Source organism: Saprospiraceae bacterium (assembly GCA_016719615.1).
GTDB lineage: Bacteria > Bacteroidota > Bacteroidia > Chitinophagales > Saprospiraceae > Vicinibacter.
Genome location: JADJYQ010000001.1, coordinates 485,233 through 509,622 on the forward strand (window position 1 = coordinate 485,233; position 24,390 = coordinate 509,622).

Consider the following 24,390-nt stretch of genomic DNA (forward strand, 5'->3'; position numbering starts at 1 on the left):
TAGCCTTTACACCAATACTCCATTCTGGAAATCCTGATTCAGATAATTTGGAGTTGACAGTTACGAAAGAGGAATAAGGCTAATGCTTAAAGGCTAAAGGTTTTTCCTGTCTATGCCTGAAATAGGTTGACCAAAATCTGGTCAAAAGTCAACCGAATGGAATCCAAAAATAAGCAAAAATTAAGCCTAAAAGTGCAACGTGTTTTTAGTGTAGAGATACGCCGCAAGACAGTTCGAGATGTAGAACGAGGCAAATGCACAATTCTTCAAGCATCCAATGAGTTAGGAGTGAGCCAGGGCAGTATATACAAATGGATTAACCAATATAGCTTATATTTAAAGCAAAGTAAGCGCATGGTAGTCGAAGATAAAAGTGAGGCATATCGTAGTAAAGAATTGGAGAATAAATTGAAGGAAGTTGAAGCTATGTTGGGTCGTAAGCAAATGGAAATTGAGTTTTTAAATAAGATGATTGAAATTGCGAATGAAGAATTCAAAATTGATATTAAGCAATCTGTAAAAAAAAGACTTTCGAATGGTATCGAATCAACAAAGGAATAAAACATAGATATAAACTGAAGGAAATTAGTGAACTGGCCGGAATAAGCAAACAGGCACTCTGGAAAAGCCGGATTAAAAATGCAAAACAAGACAAGTTCATAAAATCAGTAGTTGATCAACTAAACGAAATACGAAAAATACATAAAGTAATGGGTTGTAGAAAGATGTATTATAAAGAAGAAAATCAATGGCCAGTTGGAAGAGATAAGGTAATTGAAATAGCGAATGCCAATGGCTTTAAAATGCGTAAAAAACGCAGTATAGTTAGGACTACGTGGAGCCAGGCAGTAGAAGTCTATCCCAATTTAATCGAAGGAATGCAGCTCAATGGTCCTAACCAGGTATGGCAATCTGATATCTTTTATTTTAAGGCTGGGCAGATCAACGATTATGGAGTAACCATCGAAGATGTGTATACAAGAATATTGAAAGCGTTACATATGTCACAAAGCTTAGCAGCCAGGCATACAGTGATAGCTTTGCAAAATGCAATAAAATCCACATCAAATAAAGAAGAGATAATAGGTTGCATATTTCATTCAGACAGAGGCAGTCAATATATAAGTAAAGAATTAAAGGAATTAATTCGAGAAAGTAAAATGAATCCAAGTATGTGTCTAAATCCTCAAGAAAATGCCTATGTAGAAAGAATACAAGGAACAATAAAGAACGAATATTTGAATGAGTATGAAATAACCTCAAAAAATATCATGCAAATGAGTAATAAAATAAAATTCTGGTACAACGAACAAAGGCCACATAAAAGCTTAGGAATGTTAACACCTAAAAACTTTGAAAACCTTATTAAAAACTTGACAGAAAAGACAGGCCTAAAATGATTATAAATCAAGGAATTAAAGAGTTTTCAACAGAAATTTGTGAAATTAACAAAAAGAAAAAAAGAAGCAAAAAAGAAAAACTTATCATCATCATCACTATCTTTAATTTAACTTAAAAAAAGTCAACCTATTTCAGGTAAGGACATCCCTTCAGCCTTATCCCTTCAGCCTTTCGCCTGACTCTATAAGTTTATTTTTTCTCGAAATACGATTGAAAATCTTCGGAGATATTTTTCAACTCTAAAATGATGAGTGCATCAAGGACATTTTGAAATTGAGGGTCTCGGTTGAAAGCAAGGACTTTTGCATTTTGTTTAAGGTATTGCCTTAAGAGAACCGGGATTTTGACAGAATTGGCCTGAATCTCTGAAATGAGTTTATCAAATTTATGCAGATCGTTTTCAAAATTACGGATGATAATTTCTGTGGATAAATTATTTTTAAAGAATCTGTAAGGTTTTTTGGGTTTAAAAAATTTGGAATATTCCGGATGTGCATGATATTTGGAAAGAAAATCCATGATCAGTAACCTGCTCATTTTTGAATAATCTTTGCTGATACTAACAGGACCAATTATGAATTTATTATTTGGATTTTTCAGTATGTAGTAATAGAGACCTTTCCAAAGTAGGAAGAGGATTAGATTGGACTTTTGATTTTCCGGTGTAATGAAAGATCTTCCTAACTCAACACATTGCAAAAGAAATTTATCCATAGAAGCATGTATTTTAAACAAACTTGTAATGTAAAGACCTTTTCTGCCAATGATAGGTAAAATTTTATGCCCCTCACCAATTCTGTATGCGCCCAATATTTTTCTTGATGTTTTATCCCAGGCAAATAAATGTTTATAAAATGGATCATAAGAATCCAGGTCAATGGCTTTTCCTGTGCCTTCGTTATGCGCTCGGAAAGTAATTTCTCTCAACCTGCCCAATTCCAACATGAGATTGGGTATTTCCTGAAAAGCGGCAACTGCTATTATTAGCTGTTTATTTTCGATGAGAATATGCTCTGGTGAAAGATTGTTTATTTCCTGTTCAAGAATTAATGGATCGATAGTTTCCGGAATTTTGACCAATGGCTTTTTTGATTCTATCCAATCTATTAAAATCTGGATTAGGCTTTCTCTTTTGGAAGATTCAAGAATCTTAAATCTGGAAGCTATATATCTCCTGAGTTCATTGATTGACTCGATACCGGAAATTTCAGATTTGATTATAGGATGGCTGCAGCGAAGTTCAAATTGATTTGAATGATTTGAAATCGATGCATTTTTTGTTAAAGATGTAATTTTAAATTTGTTTTCTATGCGATTTTCGGGAATCATTTTTAGAAGTAAGATAGGGAAACCTGTTTTTTTAAGTCTCCGCATGAGTGCATTTTCTACTTGGTTTACAAAAGCTATTTTTTTCCAATGTCGCAGATGAATGGAAGCGGAAGTTGGGAGTACATACAAATGGATGATGTGTTTGCAATGAGTATTATACGCCTTATTTGACCATTCAATCCAATCATCTGTTTTTAATTTTTTTGCAACGGGGTCTTCTACGGAATAGTCATATTTAATGATTTTATGGTCCTGAGCCCCTGGAATCAATATATCCTGAATCAGGCTTTCTATAATGATTGGGTCAGAATTATTTAGAATCAAGTTGTAATGTGTACTTTGAATAAATATTCTTTTTTGATCGTGTTTGGTGATTGTAAAATTTATTTTATTTGATTTTGTCATGTTTGCGAATAATGAAATTAAAAATAAGTCAGGATAACAAATACTACAACTCATTTAAATTTCTTTACAATAATTTAATCTATTTCTTTTTTATTAAATACATTGAGGTAACAATTAGATTACTTATACATTTAATAAATACGTAATATGTATTTAATGGAGAGTTGATCGATCTGCGCTAATTTTGTTGCATAACCTGGGAATGTTACTAACATATGTTAGTAAGCATTTTTATATACTGATGCGACGATTGAAGTTGCCCATTCATTTGTAAAACCATTTAAACCGATGTGCATGAAATTTGTAAAGGGTTTCTTTTGTTTTTTATCTATGTTTATTCTTTCGGATGTTTTGGCCGGCTCCAGAAAAGTATTATTAATTGGAATTGATGGGGTGCGTGCAGATGCTTTGCAACGAGCGGATATGCCTACTTTGGATTGGCTGCACCGCAATGGGTTCGGTACGTTTGCTTCCTGGCACCAGGACATTACTATTTCAGGTCCTTCCTGGAGCAGTATACTTTGTGGAGTTTATCATGATAAGCATGGGGTTGTGAATAATAAATTCAGGGGAAAAAGGTATGATCGTTATCCTATGCTTCCAATAATTGCAAAATCATATGAACCTGGTTTAAAATTTGGTATGTACATGGAATGGGATAAACTCATCAAACACTCTGTTGGACAGCAATGGGATCAAATTCTAAAAGGTTCTATAGCAGGTACGGATGAGACTGCTGAACGCTCATCTGAATGGCTAATAGAAACTGACCTTGATTTCTATTTTGTTTACTTTGGAGCTGCTGATTATGTAGGCCATATTTCTGGTTTTTCGCCGCACAATCCCTTTTACAGATGGACGCTTGAAGGAATTGATCGGGGTGTCAACGAGGTCATTCATAGTTTAAAGAGGCGAAAAGATTATTTTAATGAAGATTGGTTGATTTTATTAACTACAGATCATGGCGGTACTTTATTTAGCCATGGAGGATTGAGTCCAAGTGAGAGGCAAGTTTTTTGGTTGGCATATTCAGATCGGATTCAAAAGAATACATTGTGTGGTTTAGATTGTGGAAATATCAATGATATTTCCAATCCTAGGATTTCAGCTTTGCAACACCATGTTCCTGTACAACCTGATATTGCGACTACTGCATTACATCATTTATTGTTCGCATCGATTTGCAAACCTTCTGATTTGAATTGCTGGAATTTAGATGGAGTCTCATGGTTGGATCCCATGGGATTGAGCAATGAGAAAAAACCAGCCAATGAGTTTGCATATCATGACTTACTTATTAATAATTGTAATTAAGCGCGCCTAAATTCAAATTAAAGACCCTTTAGTATGGAGCGCAAATTAAAAAATCGCTGTTATTTCGGATGTGCATTTGGGTACATTTGGTTGCCATGCACAGGAACTGTTGAATTACCTAAGGTCTATCCAACCTGAAATATTGATTATTAACGGGGATTTCATTGATGGGTGGCAATTTAGAAGGAATTATTTTCCTGCTCAGCATATTCAGGTGATTTATGAAATTATGAGAAAAGCCATGGAGGGGACCCGGGTGTATTATTTAGCTGGAAACCATGATGAATTTATTCGAAAATTTATTCCTTTTTTTTCTGGTAATATTTATTTTAGGGACCAGTTGGAACTTGAATTAAACGGCAAAAAGTATTTGTTCTTTCATGGTGACGTTTTTGATTTTTCTATACAATTATCGCCCTTACTTGCAAAACTCGGAGGATTTGGATATGATCATTTGATTCGATTTAATACCATGATCAATAAACTAAGAACTCGTTTTGGAATGGCTAGAATTTCATTTGCCCACAATGTAAAGTGTAAAATTAAAAAGGCCATTAAATTTATTCAGAGTTTTGAAGAAGAGGCCATCGCCTTTGCAAAAAGCCGCAAAGTGGATTATGTAGTATGCGGGCATATCCACATACCCTGCATTAGAGAAGTAGTGGAAGAGTCTTACCAATTGACGTATATGAATTCTGGAGACTGGATCGAAAATTTAACTGTGCTTGAATACCAGGACCTCAATTGGTCTCTTTACACGTATGATGAAACGGATTTTGAATTTCTCAATAAGAAAATTGTGATCAAGGAGAAACCTGCAAAAGCTTTTCACGAAGTGCTGCAAGAGCAGCTCTTAGATCTGAATATTTATGAAAAAGCCCACTAAAGTGTTTTCTTAAATATTTTCTATAAGGTCTACCTGTTCTTTATCAAGATTTACTTTATAACCTACACCTTTAATCGACTTGATCACCGCCTTATCAATTTTTTTACGAAGTTGCACAATATGAACATCAACTGTTCGATCCATCAGTTTAGGTTCTTCGCCCCAAATCTTTCTGAATAATTGTTCCCTGGTAAAGACGCGGCCCGGTTCCAGGCACATATGCCAAAGGATTTGAAATTCCCTTCGGGTCAGGTCTTTTATTTTAAATTCATCTTTTATGACCAGATGTCGGCTGCTATCCACTGTTAATTTCATAGAGGAAGAAAATCCTTTTACATTTTGATGGTGGATTCTTCTGCAAAATTATTTGAACTAACCCGCCCTTTTGTTTATTGCAGGTTATGGAATTATTAAGAGTTTATATCTGGTTATTATGGGTTAAAGGTTCTTCTGTAAGACTCCAAATAAAATAAAGTGTTTGGTCTGCCCCAAAACTTAGTGATACATATGTTCTCATGTTTAAAATCCGTATGTGGAATTTTTTTTCAGGGTGGACCCGCTCATTTTTTCCGAATGATTGTATTAGGAAATTAGCTTTTGCAGAGTATTGTTTATCTCATGATCTCCAGGACATCCTGTTGCAACAAGGCCCCGTTCGGTTATAAAATGCAATCAGATACTGACCATTGGGTATGGAAGCATCGAGATCCAGCTGATACTGATGTCCGGAGTGCGCGATAAAAACTTTGCGTTGCACGAGCGTTCCCAATAAATCATAGATGCGCAGCTCCATGTCCATTCCGCTGCCGGTTCTGGCATGAATATAAACAGTAGAGGCAGCCGGATTGGGATACAGCACAAAAGCTTTTTCCCTGCCATTTGAAACATCTTTTGTATCGACGACTTTATGACAACCGGGTACCAGGCAACCGAAACTGTCAACCTTTACAATCCAGGATTTAGAAGTATTGATGCTATCTATCCAACTGAATCCTGTTAAGTAAAAACCACCATCTGAAGCCTTCGAGATGTTAAAGAATTGTTCTGTAGATCGGTCAGATTTATTTATTATCCTGGACCAAATACTATCTCCTTTTGCCGAAAATTTTACCAAGTAACCATCACCTTTTTTTCCTGCCTCCGAGAAATATTTACCTGAGCAAATATAATTATTGGATGGATCCTCAACGCAATACCTTATTTCTCCATCATAAATTTTCATAATTCTTTTGGTCCAATTAATTAAACCGTTTGGGCTCATATTGATAAGTAATACCACAGAAAATTTATCTCCAAAAAAGTCTGGATTGTACGAATCTCCAATAAACAATATAGAATTATCATCTTGGACAAAGGCATTAAATACTCCTTCCAGGTAATCCGGAGAGGGAATTTGTTTTCTCCAAATCAACTTACCATTTGGACTAACTTTAACAATGACCGCATCGTGATTAAACCCACTTTTTTTTACAATGCCACAGGCATAAATATTCTCATCTTTATCAGCAGTCAAGCCATAATATCCTTCTAGTGTAGTAGTGTCGAAGTCGTTGACTTCAATAAAATGAATAAGATTTCCTACATTATCTGTAATAGCAACCACACCATGTGAAGTTAATGAAGCAGATGAATTTGGTCTCCGCTGATCCTTTCCACCACAATATGCAATGCGTCCCCCATTAAGTGGCAATATTTTTTGAACATAGCAACGATTATAATTTGTTTTAAATTCCTTTGTCCAAATTGTGTCTAGTTTAAAGTTTAGTTCAGCATACCAAAAATTCTCAAAGGTATCGCTGTTAATAAATCGTGTTCCAGCAAGTAATATTGATTGATCCAACTTTTTAGCATCTAAAATTGTAACTGCATTAACAGAATCTAATAATACTGATTTATAAAATATATTACCATTTCGGTCTAGAATTGAGACCCTTTCTGTCCTCCATATTTTCCTAGCGTATGCCGTTGTCGTAAAAATTAAAAGGGAATCCTTGAACAACTCAATTAATGGATGGTACACGCCATCAACATAATTTCGATCAGAGGGTAAGACAACATTAAAATAAGTTTGGGTAAATGCAAAATGGTTAAAGCTCGAAATTATTAGAAAACAAAAAATGGAAATTGACTTTTTCATTGTAATAAAAAGCAGGCGGTTTTAATTGCCGCCTGCCAAATTTAATTTATTTTTTAATAAATTTACTTAATTCGCTCATGTTTATGCCATTACTCGATTTCAATATATAAACAGCTGAAGGTAAACCTGCGGTATTCATACGCAGATGCCCTGAATTTTGATCCAAATCAATTTGAGACCATATACTACCATCCAAACCCATGATACTAAATGAGTAATTCTCTCCCACTGGCATCCAGTAACTGATGCTTAGTTGATCTTCAACTGGATTAGGATGTATCCTTACCTTATTATCCGTCAATTTCCTTTCAACTTTCTTGTTCTTTTGACTTCTGTACTCCAATGAAGTGTCAGTTTCAATAATGGACAGATACTCCTTATCATAGAATTGAGTCAAAATAATCTGTGCCGCAAAACCTCCAATGTTTCTGTTTTCCGCAATATCTTCGAGATCTTCAATTTTGGCTTGCGGCAATTCTGATAAAGATAATTCATTTTGTGTAGCATAAACCAGAATATAGAATAAATCAGAGAAATTTTGTGTTTCATTTGAATTAACCGGTAATGATTCAACCACATCAATGGCTTCGCTGATTTCTCCTTGATCTAACAACAGAAGGGCAAGGGCCATTTTATAGTTTTCTCTCGATTCACCTATTGTGAGCGAAAGTCTACAAATTGTGATAGTAATTTTCCACTAGTTTTAATTGCTCAATGTAGCTCCAATTTTTCTACTTGTACCATTTTTCCCTTTTCATTTAACACACATAATGTATAAATTTCAGAAGACAGTTGATCAGGAATTTCAACGACATACTGCTTACCAGAATCAGGCTGAAAGGAATACTTAAAAACTTCACGCCCCTGCAGATCAATAACTTTAATTTGATAATTTTTGCTTTCTGTAATTCTGCTCAGAAAATAAAAGACCTCTCTGGCAGGATTGGGAAAAAATTTAAATGCAGCTACTTTTCTTTTACTAATATCGTTCGTATTGACCACATTCTGACAACCGGGTACCAGGCAACCAAAGCTGTCAACCTTCACTATCCAGGATTTAGAAGTATTGATGCTATCGATTTTACTAAGTCCTGTAAGGTAGAACCCACCGTCAGAAGCTTTCGAAATGTTGAAGAATTGTTCCGTTCGTTCAGTTTTACTAATAACTCGTGACCAAAGGCTGTCACCGGTTGGGGTGAATTTGCAAATCCATCCATCTGCTTTAGTTTCCCGATTGGGTTTATAGTAGCCGGCGCAAACTGTATTTCCAGCATTATCTGAAACACAATTATCAATATAATTTTCAAATCCTTTCATAATTCTCTTTGTAAAATCGATATTACCATCAGGCAAAAGGCTCAACAATAAAATGAAACTAAAATCATCATCGAAAAAATTTGGTTTATAAGAATCTCCAACAAATAGAATACTTCCATTGGGCATACTTTGGCCATAAAGTAAGCCTTCCGAAAATTCCAATGATGGTACCTGTTTTCTCCAAATCAACTTACCATTTGGACTAACTTTAACAATGACTGCATCGTGATTAAACCCACTTTTTTTAACGATGCCACATGAGTAGATATTTTCATCCTTATCCACAGCCAAGCCATAATATCCTTCCAGTGTTGTGGTATCGAGATCATTGAACTCAACAAAGTGAATCAGGTTTCCAATACTATCTGCTATTGCTACAACGCCATGCGAAGTCAATGATGCAGTAGAATTTGGTCTCCGCTGATCCTTCCCACCACAAAATGCAATTCGCTGACCTCTTAATGCCAATATTTTTTGTACATAACATCGATTATAATCAGTTAATAACTCCTTTGTCCACAAAGTGTCTAACTGAAGACTCAATTTGCAATACCAAAAGTTCTCTACTGTATCTTTATAAACAAACCTTGTGCCTGCAATATAAATTGCGGAATCATTTAATTTTGAATCAAAAATAGTGATTGTACTAATCGAGTCTAAAAATGGGACACCAGTGTAAACAAATCCATACCGGTTCATGACTTCTATATTTGGAGTACCATGCCTTTCGCGAAGATAAATTCGAGATGTCATAAAAATCAAAGAGTCCTGAGATAACTCAACCAGAGGATGATACAATCCATCTACATAATTTCGATCAGAAGGTAATACAACATTAAAATAAGTTTGGGTAAATGAAAAATGGTTAAAGATCGAAATTATAAGAAAGCAAAAAATGGAAATAGACTTTTTCATAATAATAAATGCAGGCGGCACTATTTACCGCCTGCCAAATTTAATTTATTTTTTAATAAATTTCTGTACTTCAATCATTTTTGATCCATTACTTAGTTGTAAGATATAAATTCCAGGAGGAAGCATTTCAGTGACCATAGTTATTGTTCCTCTACCTTGTGGTGATTTAACACTTGACCAAGTTTTTCCTTCGATTGAGTGGATAGTAAATGTGAATAGAGGCTCATCCACTAAATTATAACTAACATTCAATTTGTCAATAACCGGGACAGGATGAATTCTGAATAAATTCTTTTTTAAACTCGAATTCCTTTTTTTGTCATTCCAAATTCTGTATTCCAGAGAGCTATCCGTCTCGATGATTGACAAAAACTCCCTGTTATAAAATTGCGAGAGAATAGCCTGTGCAGAGTATCCACCAATGTTTCTGATTTGCGCAATTTCTTCAAGATCTTCGATTTTGGACTGTGGCAATTCTGATATGGATACTTCATTTTGTGCAGCATAAACCAGAATATGGAAAAATTCAGAGAAACTTTGGGTTTCGCTGGAATTACCGGATAAGGATTCCACCACATCAATGGCTTCGCTGATTTCCCCTTGATCTAACAACAGAAGGGCAAGGGCCATTTTATAGTTTTCTCCGGACTCACCCTCTAACAATAGCATTATGGTATCAATTTCAGCTGCTGCAACATAAAATCGGAGTAATTCATTAACCAACAATTCCCGTTCAGTACCTTCCGGCATATTGTACTACACTCTCAGGGTAAACCCTGATTTTTTAAAATAACCGGCAATGTTGTTTGTTATTCTTAGATATTTTTTAGATCATTGCACTGGATCTGTTGGTCGCATTTGCGGTACAAACGTATAATATGCCCATCAACGGCTCTGTAACACTTCAGTATTCTCCTCAAGCCCTTTCAAAAAAATAAGTTTTCTATTAGGCTAGCTTGCCTCCTAAACGTTTGGTGTGCTTTCTGTTTGCAGGTTCTGCAAAGTATTGATGAAACTTTTTATGTAGAAATTTTCATTCAACGAATGTATAATTTTCACATAATAGTCTTGAAGTTTTCGTTGATGCTTGCAGCAAAACAGGGATAAAAAGTTTGACCGGCCGAGGGAGGCGGCTTTTTTTAGTTGCTTTGGATCTTGTTCATTTCTGCCTTGAGGTTTTCAAAATTAGCGGCTGACATACGCACTAAGGGAAGTCGAAAATCATGGCTACATAAACCCAGATGATGTACGGCGGCTTTAATGCCCACGGGATTTCCTTCGATGTACAACCATTTATGCAAATCAAATAATTTGAAATTAAGTTGTGCTGCAGCAGAAAAATCATTGTTGAGAGCAGCACGGATCATGTTAGAAAAAATTTGAGGATACGCATTGGCGATAACAGAGATCACACCATCACCACCAATTCCGATGAGTCCTAATGCAAGCGGATCATCTCCTGATAGTACTAAAAAATTTTGAGGCCGGTCTTTTAGAATTTTTGTTGCTTGCGTTAAATCTCCTGAAGCTTCTTTAACGGCTATAAATTTAGTAGAAGCATGCGCAAGTCTCAAACAGGTTTCTGGCAGAATGTTCGATGCAGTTCTTCCCGGAACATTGTAAATAATAATGGGCAATGGAGACATTTCAACAAGTTTCATATAGTGCTGGTAAATGCCTTCCTGTGAAGGTTTGTTGTAAGCGGGGCTGCTGGATAATATAGCGGTGATGCCTGAAGTATTTAGTTGTTGAAGTTCTTTGCAAAGTTCTGCAGTATTATTGCCTCCAATTCCAACAACCACCGGTACTTTTCCGGCAGCTTCTTTTGCCGTAAATGCCATTACGGCAAAACGTTTTTCCAAACTGAGCGTCACAGCTTCACCTGTCGTGCCCATAGAGACAAGGTATTCAACGCCTCCCTGTATGCAATGATCAATGATTTTTGAAAGGGCAGGGTAATCAATTTGACCTGAAGGATCAAAAGGAGTAATGAGTGCTACACCCGTACCTCTGAGGAATTGATAATTATTCATTTATGTAAAATTAATCACTATTTGGAAACTTCAATAAACCGTCCCATTTTACTGTATTTCTCAATGCGCTGATGAATGAGTTCTTCTTTTGGTAAAAGGATTAATTCAGCCAATTGTGCTTTCAAATGTTTTTTTAAGTTTTTGGCCATGCCTTCGTGATCAGCATGTGCACCGCCAAGGGGTTCTTTCACGATGCCGTCGACCAAACCAAAGGATTCCATATTTTCTGCTGTTAGTTTAAGTGCTTCTGCAGCTTGTTCTTTGAAATTCCAACTCCGCCAAAGTATAGAAGAACAAGACTCTGGTGATATCACTGAATACCAGGTATTTTCGAGCATAAACACCCTATCGCCAACGCCAATGCCCAATGCACCACCGGAGGCTCCTTCGCCTATGATATAACAAAGTATAGGTACTTCGAGTTTGGCCATTTCAAACAGGTTTCTTGCGATAGCTTCTGCCTGTCCGCGCTCTTCCGCTTCAATGCCAGGATAAGCACCCGGGGTGTCAATAAACGTAATGACCGGCAAATTAAATTTTTCTGCCAATTTCATCAGTCGCAATGCTTTTCGGTAACCTTCCGGATTGGCCATTCCAAAATTCCGGTATTGTCTGAGTTTGGTTGTATTTCCTTTTTGATGACCTATAATGACGACATCAAATTGGTCAATTTTAGCAAGACCACCTACGATGGCTTTATCATCTTTTACACAACGGTCGCCATGCAACTCAATAAACTTTTTAGCTATCAGTTTGATGTAATCTAAAGTATAAGGACGATTGGGATGTCTCGATAAGGAAACTTTCTGCCAGCCGGTTAAATTGCTGTAAATCTGTTTACGAGTCTCTTTTATTTTTTCTTCGAGTTCCGCAATTTTTTCAGACATATCAATCTTGCTGTCCTCAGCAATTTTCTGAAGTTTGCTCAACTGGTCGTAGAGGTTCTCGAGGGGTTTTTCAAAATCCATGAAGATCATAAGAAAATATTAGTAGGTATCGATAATCTTAGAAAGCCTGAATCAAAGGGCAATTTAGTGGAAACCGAATTAATCCCAACTAATTTTTACTTATAGTTAAAATATATTATTTGTAAATTGAATATAACCAATATATTACATATTATTTAATATTTACATTTATAAATTAAATTTTAAATTCTTCCTGTTTTGAGTTTCAGGGCTTCTGTTTGGATGGATTTTAAGACTTAGGCCTTGCCCAGTTTAATAATTTTAAAGAGTTGAAAAAGAATATAGATCATGGTTCCCCATACAGATGAAATAATTGTAATAGCCAAAAATAACAACCAAATGGGAACTTTATCTCCGGTTGCCCATAGTGACCGATGATCTAATTTGAAGTGCGTTTGGAATGCATTTCCCCAAGGAACAGAAATTTCATTTTCGACTGTCCCATACATTTCGTGTTCTTCAATTTTAGCTATTAATATAATCTCTCCTGCTTCATTGCCCGGAATAGAATCGAGCATATAATCTGCGATGATGGTTCCTGTAGAATCGGTGGTAAAAGTTACTTCTTCACCAATAGGCAAAATAGACCCCAAACGTTTCACGCCTACTTTCATTTCAACATCTGTTACCGGCAACCATGATGTATCAGACTGTTCATAAAATTTGATGACGATCTTTTTTTGATCATCTTCAGTTAAAGTATCGACTAACATTTTTGATTTGGTGATTTCTATTTCAGCTTCTAAATTTTCAAATTCATCAAAAGGATCCATGACTCCTACTATTGTTTGTGTATTTGAAGCTTTCCAAATTTCATTGAATTTGGGCGGGATAGTAAATACAGCTTTACCTGAAAAATCAGTTTTAACTTCACCGATCAGATTTTCGGCCTCACCAGCTTCATTAAAATAAATTTTTACATTTCTCGACGATATAGGTTCCAGTTTATTCTTAGATTTAATAAAACCTTTGAATGTGATTGTTTGAATTTGATTTTGAACATTGTGGTAGTTCAGACTCAAAAAAGGTTTTCTTATTATTTGTTTGACCGAATCTTCCTGTGCTAACAAATCACTTTGTAAGCAAAGTATGCAACACGCGATGTATGCTGTTTTAAATAAGTTGTTCAGAATTTTCATCTTCTCCTGTTATCGTTGAATGAATAGGAATGATAGGGAATAATCTTGCAAAAATTGTAATGATGAGCAAAGCTCCTGCTAGTGAACCGCTGGCAATGGCCCATTCTTGCCAACTTGGAAAATATTTCATAAATTTTTCAGGGACATCTTTCATTGGTAAAAATGGATGAAGTAGTGTTGGTGTTACAATGAGATATCTCTTAAACCAGGCACCCACCACCACCATAATTCCTGCAATAAAGACCATGTGTGGACGTCTTCCTTTTTTGGTCACGAGAATCATAATCGGTATCAACATCCCTACGAAAATGGCGAACCAAAACATAGGTGCATAATGCCCTGAAAAGAGTTCATGTAAATGGACCTCTTCTGGTTTTTTCATTTTAAATGCTGGTACTAGATATTCATTGATATTAAAATATAAGTATAAAAATGCTAAAAGAACCACGGCTTTACCCATTCTGTCAAAATGCAAATCTGTAATATAGGCTTCAAGTTTATACACTTTTCTAAACACATACATAGCCGTTACTACTGCTCCGGATCCCACCAGAAATGCTCCTGACACGAAATATGCACCAAAATTTGTACTATCCCATCCAGGTCTGTAGGTTGTCGCAAATAACCAAGACGTCACGGTGTGAATACAGAATGCAACGGGAATGATCATGATACACAAAATCATGATGGACTTTGCATTTATATTTTTTTGATCTGTTGAGCCTTTCCAGAACGAGCCAAGAAATTTGTACATTTTCAATTGCCATTTATTTTTCGGATCTTGATTTTTGATCATGATCTTTAAGTCGGGCAAAAGTGGAAGGTAGAGTAATAATATACTGATCAGAAAATATGTGGCGATTACAACTACATCCCATATGATAGGCGACTGTAGTCGTGGATGGAAAAATAAATTGATCAATCTTTCTGGTCGCCCCATATCAACGATGATGATCAGGGATGCAAAAAATATGGCAGATACTGCAATAATCTCAGCAATTCTGGTTAGAGGCGTACTCCATTTTATATCAGCCAATCTGAATATGGCTGTTATTAAAGAACCTACGAGGCTGATCGCCACAAAGAATACAAAGTTTGAAATATAAATTCCCCAGGATACATAATCTCCCATGGCTGTGACGACGAGGCCATCTCTTAATTGGGTGTAGTATGCGTACATTCCCAGAATGCAATTTGCTATGAGGATGGCAACCCAAATCATTCCTGCCGTGCCAAATTCTCTTGGCATCAGGTCATGTATAATTTTTTTAGAAGGATTTGTTGATTCCGCTTTCACGTTGATGAATTTTTCTATGATTTATTAGCTGGTTCATTTTCTAAACCAATTTCATACTCAAAATTTCGATTGACCGGTGGCAAATAATAAACATTGGGTTTTGTTCCGAGATCTTCCATCAGTCGATATCCCGCTTTGTCTTTGATGAGTTCTGAAAACTTAAATGTTTCAGATCCATTGGTGACGCTGTCTTCATTGATGTCTCCAAAGAAAAATACTCCGTTGGGACAAGCCGTAATGCAATGTGGAAGTTCACCTTTGCGAACCATGTCGGGACAAAAGTCGCATTTACCTACGGTACCCTTTTTTTGTGGTGTACTTGTTTCACATTGATAAGCTTGTTGCGCTATTTCAAGTGGAATATCGGGTTCTTCCCAGTTAAATACCCTTGAAGAATAGGGACATGCCGCCATGCAAAAACGGCAACCTACGCAGCGATCACTGTCTATTAAAACGATTCCATCCTGTCGCTTAAACGTTGCATCAACCGGACAAACTTTTACACATGGCGGCTCGTCGCAATGCATGCAGGTCGTTGGCTGCCAGTAAGGTGCAGTATGTTCAGTATCCTGCATGGAATATATTTTGATCCAACTCTGGCCCGGATGAACATGGTGCATGTGGTTACAGGCTTGTTGGCATCGCTTCAGATTTTTGCATCTTGAAAGATCGATGACCATGACAAATTTTTTACCTTCTATACCTACTCTCGCTTCTTCATTAGGTATGGGAGGCAGATCCGGTACAGGTTTTAAAAATGCTTTATCAACTTCTATAATCTCGCCATTTACAGAAAGCAATTTAACCTTTTCACCAGATGGCATTACGGGCTCAGATGGTTGAAATGGATTTTGATCTGCATTGCATCCGCTTAAAAGCGAACCTGCAAGAAGGCCTGTTTTTAAAAAATCCCTTCTGCCGGAGATTTGATTTTTTTCTTCCTTCACGGTTGTTAATTTTAGTTTGTGCGTTTTGAAATCCAATGTTGGATTTCGGAAGTATAAATTTTATTTCTGGAAGTGACATGCTGATCTTCTACTTCTACCAGTTTCCCATCTTGTGTTAGATATTTTGAATTTTTGCTTGGTGTTGGACTTCCAAAGAATTTCAGTTTAAATAAACTTGCAAAACCCAATACAGCCGTTCCAAACAAGATGAATTTTTTTCGACTAATTTGTGGTAACATTATAATTAAATATTTAAGGCCAAAATGTTGCTAAATAAAGTCCCGGGAGTATGAACTACACTTCACCTCACCAGCCCCTTGTGCTGTTTGAAAAAATTGAAAATTTCTAAATTCTGATAAAAAGACCGAAAGGCCTTTTGCCTTGATCCTAGCTTATTTCAGCGTGCGCATAAAATGTATGAGTTTCCAAATATCTTCCTGATCTGGTATTTTCTTTTTGAAACTTGGCATGTCATCGCGACCTTCAAGTGTTTTGTAAAAAAGTGTACCATCAGTTTGGCTTTGAAAGCTTGCTTTGGTAAAATTTCCGGGTTCAGTTTTAAGTTGTGCAGCTTTGCTGCCATCTCCCAATCCTTTTTTACCATGACAGGACTGACAATGTTTAACCCATAGAGTCTTGCCTTCTGCAATGGCAGCAGCATCTTGTTTTACAGGATTTGCCATTTTGGCAAATTTCGCAGGAGCATCCCAAGGCTCCTGAGCATAATTGTAGCCCGTTGTTGTCAAAAAATAAACACCAATGGTCATAATGGTTAATAATTTCATTTTCACGGCAGTTAATTTAGAATGATAAAAGGAATTAAAATTGCTTTATAAATTCGTTCAATTCATAAATACATGTGCAATGTACAGGTATTTTGAATTGGGCTTGATGATCGAAGTCATGTAACTTCATGATTTTCATTACTATAGCTTGTTTTAGATCGAACGAAAACCGACAATAAGGCTGGTAAAAGTACAGCATTGGTAAGCCATGAAGACACCAAAGCGGAGGTGAGTAAGATGCCCATGTTTTTACAACTGGTGAAATCCGAGAAAATCAAACTGGCAAATCCGGCGCATAAAAGACAGGTAGTCAGAGTGATGGGTCGAATGGTGTGTTGATAACTTTTGATAAGAGATGTACTCCAATTTTGAGTTTGTTTTTCAAGGCGAAATCGATTCAGCAAATGAATAGTATTGTCTACCGACATTCCAAATGCAATTGAAAACAGAATAGCCGTATCTGTCTTAAGATATATTTGCAGCATACCCATGAGTCCGGCAACAAGGATAAGAGGAATGATATTCGGCAGAAGAGTGATCAAGATATATTTTACCCGACCCAACATGTAATAACCGATAAGACTCATTATCAATACAGAAAACAGGAGACCATACGCCAAATTGTTTATCAAAAATTTAGGAACTTTATCCATTAAGAAAGATTCTCCGGTGAGAACGCAATTTAATTTTAAATCATACCCCTGTTCTTGAATGAATGTTTGAAGTTTCCTTTCGAAATTATAGGATTCCAACAGTTTCATATCTTTAAGCCGACCGCTTATTCGTACCTCCTTTCCATCTTCTTTAAAATATCTTTTAAATTCATCTCCGTAAGGAGTTTGATAAATATCTGAAATGTAACGCTGCACTTCAGCCTGGGTTTCCGGAATACGATATTCTAAAGGATTTCCACCCTTATAAGCTTTGTGAGCTGCACGGATCATTGTAAGCGGGGACAGGATTGAATGAACTTGAAGTCTGTCCTCGAGGTATTGAATGATGGTATCCAATAAAAGCAGATCATCGAGTTCATTAAAGCTGCTTTTATTTTGGTTATTTCTTACGTATAACTCTACCATCCTCGACCCACCAAATGCAGTATCAAAAAAATTAAAATCTTGTACAATGGGGTTAGATGCTTGCAATTCGTTTAGAAGACTTCCATTTATTTCGATTTTTTGAGCGTAAAAAATGGATAAACCAGTGATCATTCCGAATACAACAATAATATAAATGCGTTTGCCAATAATGTATTGAATAAGTGACACCAAATTTTTATCTGAAATGATAAATGAAAATTCAGTTGATGGATTGGATTTGGCTTCACGGGAAACGATGTAATAACTCAATACATAACCAATGAGAATACCTACGGATGCATATTGACCAAATTGATTTAAGGTGGGAATGTCAGATAAGGAAAGAGTCAGGAATCCGAGAGCGGTTGTTAGGTTTGCAAATAAAACACTCCATCCAATGTATCTGAAAGATTTCTTGAATGGGTGAATCTCAGATAAAGTGTTTTGAAAATGGTTTCTGAAATGGACGACATTCGTCAGTGTAATAATTCCAAGGATGATGGGAAGCAGGCTGGTTAGATAATCTACAATACCACCCAAAAGTCCAATGATTCCAAATGTCCAGGCAATCGTAAGAAATATAACGAGGTATGAAGTCAATAAAGTCTTGACAGAGCGGCTCAGCAGAATCAAGGAAATGGATATGATCAATAGGGCCAATGCTGATATTCTTTGGATGTTCTTTTTGACTTCCAACTGATAGGCTGATTCTAATTTTGTTTTTGAAAGTACATGATAGGTTTTCGAGAAAATCGATTGCGCTTCCTGCTCAATGCTTTTTAGTAATGATTTGTAATCCGGATCTGGGATGTACAAATTGGGAAATACACTTACTAATACTGATTTTTTATCAATAGAAAAAAGAGTTTTTGAATATTCCATTGAATTAAAAATAAAAACCGAGTCACTTGTCCAGCTTTCTTCTGCATTAATATTGATGAGAGGTTTTGAAACAAATCCATTTTGATCGTAGTATAATTGCGAAATTTGCGTGAGTCCATATATTTTAAAAACGTCCTTATTTTGTAAAATCTGTTTTGTAAAGGAATCCAGTTTTATTAAAAATTCTTTATTAAATATGCCTGCTTTGGGTGTTACACAAATAAATATTATATGTTCTTCATCATGGATTTGAAACGTTTCTTTGAACTTTTCAAACAAAATAAATTCACTTTTTCCAGTCGGATAAAGCCTACTAAAACTATGATCAAACTTGATGTTTGGGATTTGTATGAATGCCAACAGGGTCATCAACAAGATGCCAAAGTCTATGATAAGTGGAAAAGACCTGTTATGTTTCATTTGGTTAGAATAGCTGTGGATTAGATCCAGAGGCAATATAGTAAATTTTAAACCGCCTTAGTTTTTGAAATATTGATAAATGGCTTGTTCAAAATTGGTCATGTCTGCGAGGACCGGCTTTTCTTTGAAGTTAAATAAAATGACACCATATGGGTCGTTACATTCATTCAAATCAATCGTAAATAAATCGCCCAGATCTGTTTGAAATAACAGGAAGCGGACATTTATCGGTTCTAAAACATCAATTTCAGGCCATTCACTTTGGAGCACTTTTTTTGAATATTTTATCTGATATTCGTATTCATGCATCTGCCCGTCAAATATTAGGAATTCGGTTGCAATTTTTATTTTTTCGAGCTGGATTGAATCCGGTTTATATATGATGGCAGCTGCGTGTGTTATTTTAAATGTATCAGTAAAACTTGAAGGAGGTTTGGTGGACTCTGATTTTGAATGGAGTGTGCTAGACAAGGTTGTTTCACTTTTATTTTTGCAAGCAACTATAAAAATAAGCTGTAGAAGTAATAGCAAATTTATTTTGCTTTGATTTTGAATATTCATTGAAAAAAAATTAACTCAAATTGGATTTAAAATTAAACAATTATAAAAAAAATCCCCGGCTTTATTTGAACCGGGGACCTTCCTAATTTACCAGACTTCAATTACACAAAGCCTTTTTATATTTTTAATTCCACAAACGGGTGATATTAAATCCAATGAGGAATTTTCCACCTTCTATTTCATTGCCTTGTGCATTCGTGTAGTTTAACGGACTGTTTTTATTGAACATATTGTTCCGTTGTGGATTCAAGGACGCATAATTACCAGCAAAGAACTGGAAGGAGTGTCCGCTGGTACTAAATTCAAATCCGAATGAAAGATTTGGATTTGGATTATTTGTAGTGTGTTTGGTAATCGGCTGATCATAATTTGCAATAAACGCAATGGATTCAGTAATTTTATATCTACCAGAGAATGCTATTGCAAAATGATCGTGTTTCATCTCGCCAAGAACTTCTTTGTTTACACTGTCGATATTATGGAAATATCCGTAAGTGAAATTTTGATGCGAAATACTAGGTGCAACCTGCAAAGAAAGTTTATCGGTGATTTTTCTGGCAATGATCAATTGATTGAAGAACCGCAATCGATCCGTATTGTATTTATAAAGACTGTTGTCGGGATCTTCTTTCAGATCATAGCCCATATTGCCATAGTAAGTCACACTGAAGGGCATGGACCAATCATCTCTGGTTTGTTTCAACAGTGCGTATTTCACACTTCCATCCAGAATCATGCGTTCTTTGGTCAATCCTACACCAATGTTTAAATTCTCAATGGGGACATAACTTACCCCAAACCTGATATTGGATGGAGCAAAAAGTCCATAAAGATCTTCAAAGCCATTATTGACGATACCAAATCTATGTGCAATATCAAATTCAAAGGTACCCTGCACTGGAACGATGACCGTTTGATTATCTATGATCCAAACACTTTCAAAAGTATTTTTTGCGTACTTTTTGGTGGTTTCCACCGGAGCTACTTCAATTTCTTGTGCAAAGGCAAACTGACTTAACAGCACTGCCATGATACACAAACCGATCGCAGCCATTTTGGATTTATATAATTTATTTAGTTTCATTGTTTTAAAATTAAGAGATTAATTATTGGGTGCTCCATTGCGTATCCAATCGTAAACCAACTGTTTGTCACTCTTGGAGGGTATAAACTCAGTCATTCCGCCATTTACTTGTTTATATAGTATACTTTCCTTTGGAATGAATGTATTTACGAAGCCACCATTTACAATGTTTCTAAAGGACTCTTCTGGTTTTTCCATATAAGGTTTATGAGCTCCAGCAACATGGCATCCGGCATTGGTGCATTTGGATTTGAAAAGTGGAGCCAAGTCTTCCTTAAAGCTTACGGCTTGCGGAGTTCCTTCGGGATCTGATTCCGGACTGATGATATCTTTATAACAAGATGTTACAAACAACCCGATAAACAATACGCCAAAGAAACTTAAAATGAATTTTTTCATGGCTTTTAATTTTTAAATTATTTATTGTGGAAGTTTGCGTTGCAGGTGATTTCAATTACATCTGCCACACTTGTGCTGGTAATTCCAAAGTCCCTGCAATTGAACTGGAAATTTAACTGAAGTCCGAATACATCATAGGCAGCAGCTGTACCAAACTGAACTCTTTGTTTTGGAGTATAGGTAAGTTTTCCAATTAAAGTCTTTGTGAGGGGAGCAGCCAATTTTCCCTGATAAGTGAGATCCAGTGTTACGATATATCCATTGCTCAAAGGATCAAATTTAATTTCTTTTGTTTTGATCTTGGCCAGATTTGGATAGCTCAAATTCTGTGTACCCGCTTCAATGGCTACTGTACCCATTCCAGATACATTACATCCTGCATCTCTTCCGGGTTCTCCGGTGTTGGAAGTATTGATTTGAACGTAGCCATTAAAATAGGATTTTGCCGGTTCGTTTTCATAAAAAGCCCAAGATGTATCTGGTAAAGGCTGAGTGGTTACTGCATACTTTATGGCAAGTGCGTCTGTTACTTCAGCCAGTCCAAATTGATTGAAACGACCTGTTAATAAGCCTGAAGCACCAACATATTTGGTTTGCCAAAGTGCACTGGAGTGTGATTTATCAAATTTCCATTGATCCGGATTTCCTGTGGTCAAACCTGGCAGATGTATGTTTGTACCCCTGGTAATTTTAGGTCCGGAAGGTGTAATATCACCATCGTCATGAGTACAGGTCCAATAAACTGCGGCTAATGCAATTAAAGCCAAAAATGCAAAAAATTTAGATTTCATAGGAAGTATTTTTTTTGTGAAATAATTTGCTATTGCATCCTAAAAGTATTTTTAGTTTTAATGTCGGCCATTGATATTGATCAGTCTCCAACATGATTGTTATCAATTGTACCAAGATTGGAAAATTGTTTGGTTCTAATGGCCTTGCAGGAAAATTATAAATTTGAGGTTGGAGAATACTTGAGTAGCTAACAAATGTTAGTTAATGAGGCGCACATAAATGTGCGTTGAAAAAACAGCAAATTTGGACTTTGTAGAGCGTAAAATAATGGATATACTTCAAGTTGCTGACCAAACTTGAAGCTCCATAATGAAGGAAATTCGAAAAGGCTATAGCTATATGAATTCAATTCGCTTCAACGATTGGGAATAAATTATAATGAGCACAAAGTGAATTGTTCATCGTCGGACGAAAAGAAAATAAATAAATATTTGGTTAACAAAAAAAGCCTCCCTAAGGAGGCTTTTTTATCTTGCGGATCGGACGGGACTCGAACCCGCGACCCCGTGCGTGACAGGCACGTATTCTAACCAACTGAACTACCGATCCTTCATTCCAGCTTACTGGAAATTTCAAGGCTGCAAAGATAAAAACAATCCAAATTTAAGTGCAAAGAACTTTCATATTTTAATATTTAATTCAAATAATTGTAAATCAATTAACTATATATATGTATAATATTCAATTTATTGAATTTTAGCCTGATGCTTTTGGATGGCTTCTCGAATCTTGGCCATGCGGTTTTCCGGATCCGGGTGGGTACTCATCCGCTCCGGTACCCGGTTCGGGCCTGCATTTGCTTTTAGAATTTCCATAACTCCAATCATAGCTTCAGGATCATATCCCGATTTTAGCATGAGCTGCACTCCGATATCGTCTGATTGCAACTCTTGCTCCCTGCCATAGGGCATTGCAAAAAATTGATTTAAGGCCGCAGCCATACTTTGTCCCGCATGATGATCTCCTGTTGCAATAGTAGTTGCCCCCGAAAGCCCCTGGAATAATTCGTTCTGGGTGATGCGCTCCCCGCCATGCCTGGCGATGACGTGTCCTATTTCGTGGCCAAGAACTCCAGCTAGTTGGTCTTCATTTTCAAGTTTTGTAAACAATGCAGTTGTGATAAATACCTGTCCTCCAGGTAATGCGAAGGCGTTAATCGTCTCTCCATCAGCCAACAAATGAAAATCATATTGGTAGGGAGTCTTTGCAGCAATCGTATTTTGCACCAACTTTCGGCCTACAGACTTTACGAGGTCCTGTGCCCTCTGGTCCGGATGCAATCCTCCATATTGTTCGATCATTGAAGGTGCAGAATTCAGACCAAGAGCGATTTCCTGGTCAGGACTTATGCCTACATGTTGATACTGTTGCGTATACTCATTAAAACTTTTTGAACTGCAATATTTAAAATATGAAAATCCTGCTAATAGCAAGGCAATGACCAATGTTCCACTTGTTCTTTTATTCATAATTGAGATTTATTAATCTTCTATTTTAATTTTAAATGATAAAGTTAAGGATAAAATTATGGATATAATTTTTCAAGTTTCCAGAATTGCATCGTATCTTTAGAGCCCTCTTTACACCCTTTTCAGCTATTCTATTTTTTCACTCTAAAATTTTTACCATGAAAAAGACACGTTTTCTTTTTGGCTTGCTCCTATTGGCCTTATGTTTTTCAGGATTCCTTGGCTGCGCTAAAGATGAGGATGATTCAGGTGGGCTTGCCAATTTGATGTTCATTCATGCCTATACTTCAGGCAAAAATGCTACGGTATTGGTTAATGATTCATTGATGCTTCCTTTAACAGCCGGTTTTGGAAATTTTACTTTGTACCAATCACTGGCATCGGGCAATTCCTCGTTTAAAATAAGGGATAATACGCTCGATTCAATCATCGCATCCAATTCCTTTAATTTAAAAAAGAATTCGAACAATACGCTTATGTTGACGAATAAAGATGCAGGATCTGAGTTGCTATTGGTATCAGATGATCTAGAGCTTGCAGATACTTCAAAAAGCTATTTGCGATTGATCAACCTCGTACCCAATGGGAATAACATGAGTTTGAACATTACATCCGGTGCTACGGTGGCTTCAGGGGTCGCTTTTAAAGCTGTATCCACATTCAATCCTATTTCTCCGGGTAAAACGGATTTTACGATTGTTGCAGGTGCTACGGTGGTGTCTAATATTACCAACTTTAATCTGTTACCGGGCAAAAAATATTCAATATTAATGACCGGCCTCGTCGGACAAACACCGAAGGCTAGTCATAATATTATCGTTAATAAATAAA

Annotated in this window: 24 protein-coding genes and 1 tRNA gene; 5 read left to right on the top strand and 20 right to left on the bottom strand. The window is 36.3% G+C overall.

From position 1 onward, the window contains the following. Positions 1 to 156 precede the first annotated feature (156 nt). The gene (locus IPM92_01975) at positions 157 to 561 is read left to right on the top strand and encodes a transposase (protein ID MBK9107165.1); all 405 of its coding nucleotides are present in this window, start codon (positions 157 to 159) and stop codon (positions 559 to 561) included. Continuing rightward, complete coding sequence (locus tag IPM92_01980; protein MBK9107166.1) at positions 513 to 1,400, top strand: IS3 family transposase; 888 nt, start codon at positions 513 to 515, stop codon at positions 1,398 to 1,400. The genes IPM92_01975 and IPM92_01980 overlap by 49 nt, the downstream gene beginning before the upstream one ends. 190 nt (positions 1,401 to 1,590) lie before the next feature. On the opposite strand, the gene IPM92_01985 is transcribed toward IPM92_01980, so the two are convergent. After that, positions 1,591 to 3,135: a GNAT family N-acetyltransferase gene (locus IPM92_01985; protein ID MBK9107167.1), complete on the bottom strand. Its 1,545-nt coding sequence runs from the start codon at positions 3,133 to 3,135 to the stop codon at positions 1,591 to 1,593. Positions 3,136 to 3,429: 294 nt separating this feature from the next. Between IPM92_01985 and IPM92_01990 the strand changes: the two genes are divergently transcribed. Together IPM92_01990 and IPM92_01995 are read left to right on the top strand one after the other, a co-directional pair. Continuing rightward, positions 3,430 to 4,449 carry an alkaline phosphatase family protein gene (locus IPM92_01990; protein MBK9107168.1) on the top strand — a complete coding sequence of 340 codons (1,020 nt, stop codon included), beginning with the start codon at positions 3,430 to 3,432 and terminating at the stop codon, positions 4,447 to 4,449. 52 nt (positions 4,450 to 4,501) lie between these two features. Beyond that, the gene (locus tag IPM92_01995) at positions 4,502 to 5,335 is read left to right on the top strand and encodes a UDP-2,3-diacylglucosamine diphosphatase (GenBank protein MBK9107169.1); all 834 of its coding nucleotides are present in this window, start codon (positions 4,502 to 4,504) and stop codon (positions 5,333 to 5,335) included. Positions 5,336 to 5,344: 9 nt separating this feature from the next. On the opposite strand, the gene IPM92_02000 is transcribed toward IPM92_01995, so the two are convergent. The 19 genes from IPM92_02000 to IPM92_02090 all read right to left on the bottom strand — a co-directional run bounded on the left by IPM92_02000 (position 5,345) and on the right by IPM92_02090 (position 23,559). Next, the gene (locus IPM92_02000; protein ID MBK9107170.1) at positions 5,345 to 5,650 is read right to left on the bottom strand and encodes a winged helix-turn-helix transcriptional regulator; all 306 of its coding nucleotides are present in this window, start codon (positions 5,648 to 5,650) and stop codon (positions 5,345 to 5,347) included. 301 nt (positions 5,651 to 5,951) lie between these two features. Then, positions 5,952 to 7,025 carry a T9SS type A sorting domain-containing protein gene (locus IPM92_02005; protein MBK9107171.1) on the bottom strand — a complete coding sequence of 358 codons (1,074 nt, stop codon included), beginning with the start codon at positions 7,023 to 7,025 and terminating at the stop codon, positions 5,952 to 5,954. Positions 7,026 to 7,518: 493 nt separating this feature from the next. After that, the gene (locus IPM92_02010) at positions 7,519 to 8,103 is read right to left on the bottom strand and encodes a T9SS type A sorting domain-containing protein (GenBank protein ID MBK9107172.1); all 585 of its coding nucleotides are present in this window, start codon (positions 8,101 to 8,103) and stop codon (positions 7,519 to 7,521) included. A gap of 80 nt (positions 8,104 to 8,183) precedes the next feature. After that, on the bottom strand, positions 8,184 to 9,704 hold the full coding sequence (locus IPM92_02015; GenBank protein MBK9107173.1) for a T9SS type A sorting domain-containing protein: 1,521 nt from the start codon (positions 9,702 to 9,704) through the stop codon (positions 8,184 to 8,186). Between the two features lie 45 nt (positions 9,705 to 9,749). Further along, the gene (locus tag IPM92_02020) at positions 9,750 to 10,454 is read right to left on the bottom strand and encodes a T9SS type A sorting domain-containing protein (GenBank protein MBK9107174.1); all 705 of its coding nucleotides are present in this window, start codon (positions 10,452 to 10,454) and stop codon (positions 9,750 to 9,752) included. Between the two features lie 389 nt (positions 10,455 to 10,843). Continuing rightward, complete coding sequence (locus tag IPM92_02025) at positions 10,844 to 11,737, bottom strand: 4-hydroxy-tetrahydrodipicolinate synthase (protein MBK9107175.1); 894 nt, start codon at positions 11,735 to 11,737, stop codon at positions 10,844 to 10,846. A 17-nt stretch (positions 11,738 to 11,754) separates the two neighbouring features. Beyond that, positions 11,755 to 12,714 carry an acetyl-CoA carboxylase carboxyltransferase subunit alpha gene (locus tag IPM92_02030; GenBank protein MBK9107176.1) on the bottom strand — a complete coding sequence of 320 codons (960 nt, stop codon included), beginning with the start codon at positions 12,712 to 12,714 and terminating at the stop codon, positions 11,755 to 11,757. A 227-nt stretch (positions 12,715 to 12,941) separates the two neighbouring features. Next, positions 12,942 to 13,844, bottom strand: a complete 903-nt coding sequence (locus IPM92_02035; GenBank protein ID MBK9107177.1) for a hypothetical protein — start codon at positions 13,842 to 13,844, stop codon at positions 12,942 to 12,944. Next, complete coding sequence (gene nrfD, locus IPM92_02040) at positions 13,819 to 15,093, bottom strand: polysulfide reductase NrfD (GenBank protein ID MBK9107178.1); 1,275 nt, start codon at positions 15,091 to 15,093, stop codon at positions 13,819 to 13,821. The genes IPM92_02035 and nrfD overlap by 26 nt, the downstream gene beginning before the upstream one ends. Positions 15,094 to 15,155: 62 nt before the next feature. Beyond that, on the bottom strand, positions 15,156 to 16,088 hold the full coding sequence (locus IPM92_02045; GenBank protein ID MBK9107179.1) for a 4Fe-4S dicluster domain-containing protein: 933 nt from the start codon (positions 16,086 to 16,088) through the stop codon (positions 15,156 to 15,158). A gap of 11 nt (positions 16,089 to 16,099) precedes the next feature. Next, positions 16,100 to 16,327, bottom strand: coding sequence for a hypothetical protein (locus IPM92_02050; GenBank protein MBK9107180.1), 228 nt, complete (start codon positions 16,325 to 16,327; stop codon positions 16,100 to 16,102). Positions 16,328 to 16,480: 153 nt separating this feature from the next. Continuing rightward, positions 16,481 to 16,873, bottom strand: coding sequence for a c-type cytochrome (locus IPM92_02055; protein ID MBK9107181.1), 393 nt, complete (start codon positions 16,871 to 16,873; stop codon positions 16,481 to 16,483). A gap of 116 nt (positions 16,874 to 16,989) precedes the next feature. Continuing rightward, a complete protein-coding gene (locus IPM92_02060; GenBank protein ID MBK9107182.1) occupies positions 16,990 to 19,254 on the bottom strand; it encodes an MMPL family transporter in 2,265 nt (754 codons plus the stop codon). A gap of 57 nt (positions 19,255 to 19,311) precedes the next feature. Beyond that, positions 19,312 to 19,725, bottom strand: coding sequence for a hypothetical protein (locus IPM92_02065; GenBank protein ID MBK9107183.1), 414 nt, complete (start codon positions 19,723 to 19,725; stop codon positions 19,312 to 19,314). 214 nt (positions 19,726 to 19,939) lie between these two features. Continuing rightward, the gene (locus IPM92_02070; protein ID MBK9107184.1) at positions 19,940 to 20,899 is read right to left on the bottom strand and encodes a hypothetical protein; all 960 of its coding nucleotides are present in this window, start codon (positions 20,897 to 20,899) and stop codon (positions 19,940 to 19,942) included. Positions 20,900 to 20,917: 18 nt separating this feature from the next. Further along, positions 20,918 to 21,298 (bottom strand): hypothetical protein, encoded by a 381-nt coding sequence (locus IPM92_02075; protein ID MBK9107185.1) that lies wholly within the window; start codon positions 21,296 to 21,298, stop codon positions 20,918 to 20,920. 17 nt (positions 21,299 to 21,315) lie between these two features. Next, positions 21,316 to 22,089, bottom strand: a complete 774-nt coding sequence (locus tag IPM92_02080; protein ID MBK9107186.1) for a hypothetical protein — start codon at positions 22,087 to 22,089, stop codon at positions 21,316 to 21,318. 476 nt (positions 22,090 to 22,565) lie between these two features. Next, positions 22,566 to 22,639, bottom strand: a tRNA-Asp gene (locus IPM92_02085). A 137-nt stretch (positions 22,640 to 22,776) separates the two neighbouring features. Next, positions 22,777 to 23,559, bottom strand: coding sequence for a M48 family metallopeptidase (locus IPM92_02090; protein ID MBK9107187.1), 783 nt, complete (start codon positions 23,557 to 23,559; stop codon positions 22,777 to 22,779). Between the two features lie 158 nt (positions 23,560 to 23,717). On the opposite strand from IPM92_02090, the gene IPM92_02095 reads away from it, so the two are divergent. Then, complete coding sequence (locus IPM92_02095; protein MBK9107188.1) at positions 23,718 to 24,389, top strand: DUF4397 domain-containing protein; 672 nt, start codon at positions 23,718 to 23,720, stop codon at positions 24,387 to 24,389. The last annotated feature ends 1 nt before the right edge of the window (position 24,390 follow it).

Coding starts and splice junctions, on each gene's coding strand:
- IPM92_01975 (MBK9107165.1), top strand. CDS start 157: ATGGAATCCAAAAATAAGCAAAAATTAAGCCTAAAAGTGCAACGTGTT.
- IPM92_01985 (MBK9107167.1), bottom strand. CDS start 3,135: ATGACAAAATCAAATAAAATAAATTTTACAATCACCAAACACGATCAA.
- IPM92_01990 (MBK9107168.1), top strand. CDS start 3,430: ATGAAATTTGTAAAGGGTTTCTTTTGTTTTTTATCTATGTTTATTCTT.
- IPM92_02000 (MBK9107170.1), bottom strand. CDS start 5,650: ATGAAATTAACAGTGGATAGCAGCCGACATCTGGTCATAAAAGATGAA.
- IPM92_02010 (MBK9107172.1), bottom strand. CDS start 8,103: ATGGCCCTTGCCCTTCTGTTGTTAGATCAAGGAGAAATCAGCGAAGCC.
- IPM92_02015 (MBK9107173.1), bottom strand. CDS start 9,704: ATGAAAAAGTCTATTTCCATTTTTTGCTTTCTTATAATTTCGATCTTT.
- IPM92_02020 (MBK9107174.1), bottom strand. CDS start 10,454: ATGCCGGAAGGTACTGAACGGGAATTGTTGGTTAATGAATTACTCCGA.
- IPM92_02025 (MBK9107175.1), bottom strand. CDS start 11,737: ATGAATAATTATCAATTCCTCAGAGGTACGGGTGTAGCACTCATTACT.
- IPM92_02030 (MBK9107176.1), bottom strand. CDS start 12,714: ATGATCTTCATGGATTTTGAAAAACCCCTCGAGAACCTCTACGACCAG.
- IPM92_02035 (MBK9107177.1), bottom strand. CDS start 13,844: ATGAAAATTCTGAACAACTTATTTAAAACAGCATACATCGCGTGTTGC.
- nrfD (MBK9107178.1), bottom strand. CDS start 15,093: ATGCCAAGAGAATTTGGCACGGCAGGAATGATTTGGGTTGCCATCCTC.
- IPM92_02050 (MBK9107180.1), bottom strand. CDS start 16,327: ATGTTACCACAAATTAGTCGAAAAAAATTCATCTTGTTTGGAACGGCT.
- IPM92_02055 (MBK9107181.1), bottom strand. CDS start 16,873: ATGAAATTATTAACCATTATGACCATTGGTGTTTATTTTTTGACAACA.
- IPM92_02060 (MBK9107182.1), bottom strand. CDS start 19,254: ATGAAACATAACAGGTCTTTTCCACTTATCATAGACTTTGGCATCTTG.
- IPM92_02070 (MBK9107184.1), bottom strand. CDS start 20,899: ATGAAACTAAATAAATTATATAAATCCAAAATGGCTGCGATCGGTTTG.
- IPM92_02075 (MBK9107185.1), bottom strand. CDS start 21,298: ATGAAAAAATTCATTTTAAGTTTCTTTGGCGTATTGTTTATCGGGTTG.
- IPM92_02080 (MBK9107186.1), bottom strand. CDS start 22,089: ATGAAATCTAAATTTTTTGCATTTTTGGCTTTAATTGCATTAGCCGCA.
- IPM92_02090 (MBK9107187.1), bottom strand. CDS start 23,559: ATGAATAAAAGAACAAGTGGAACATTGGTCATTGCCTTGCTATTAGCA.
- IPM92_02095 (MBK9107188.1), top strand. CDS start 23,718: ATGAAAAAGACACGTTTTCTTTTTGGCTTGCTCCTATTGGCCTTATGT.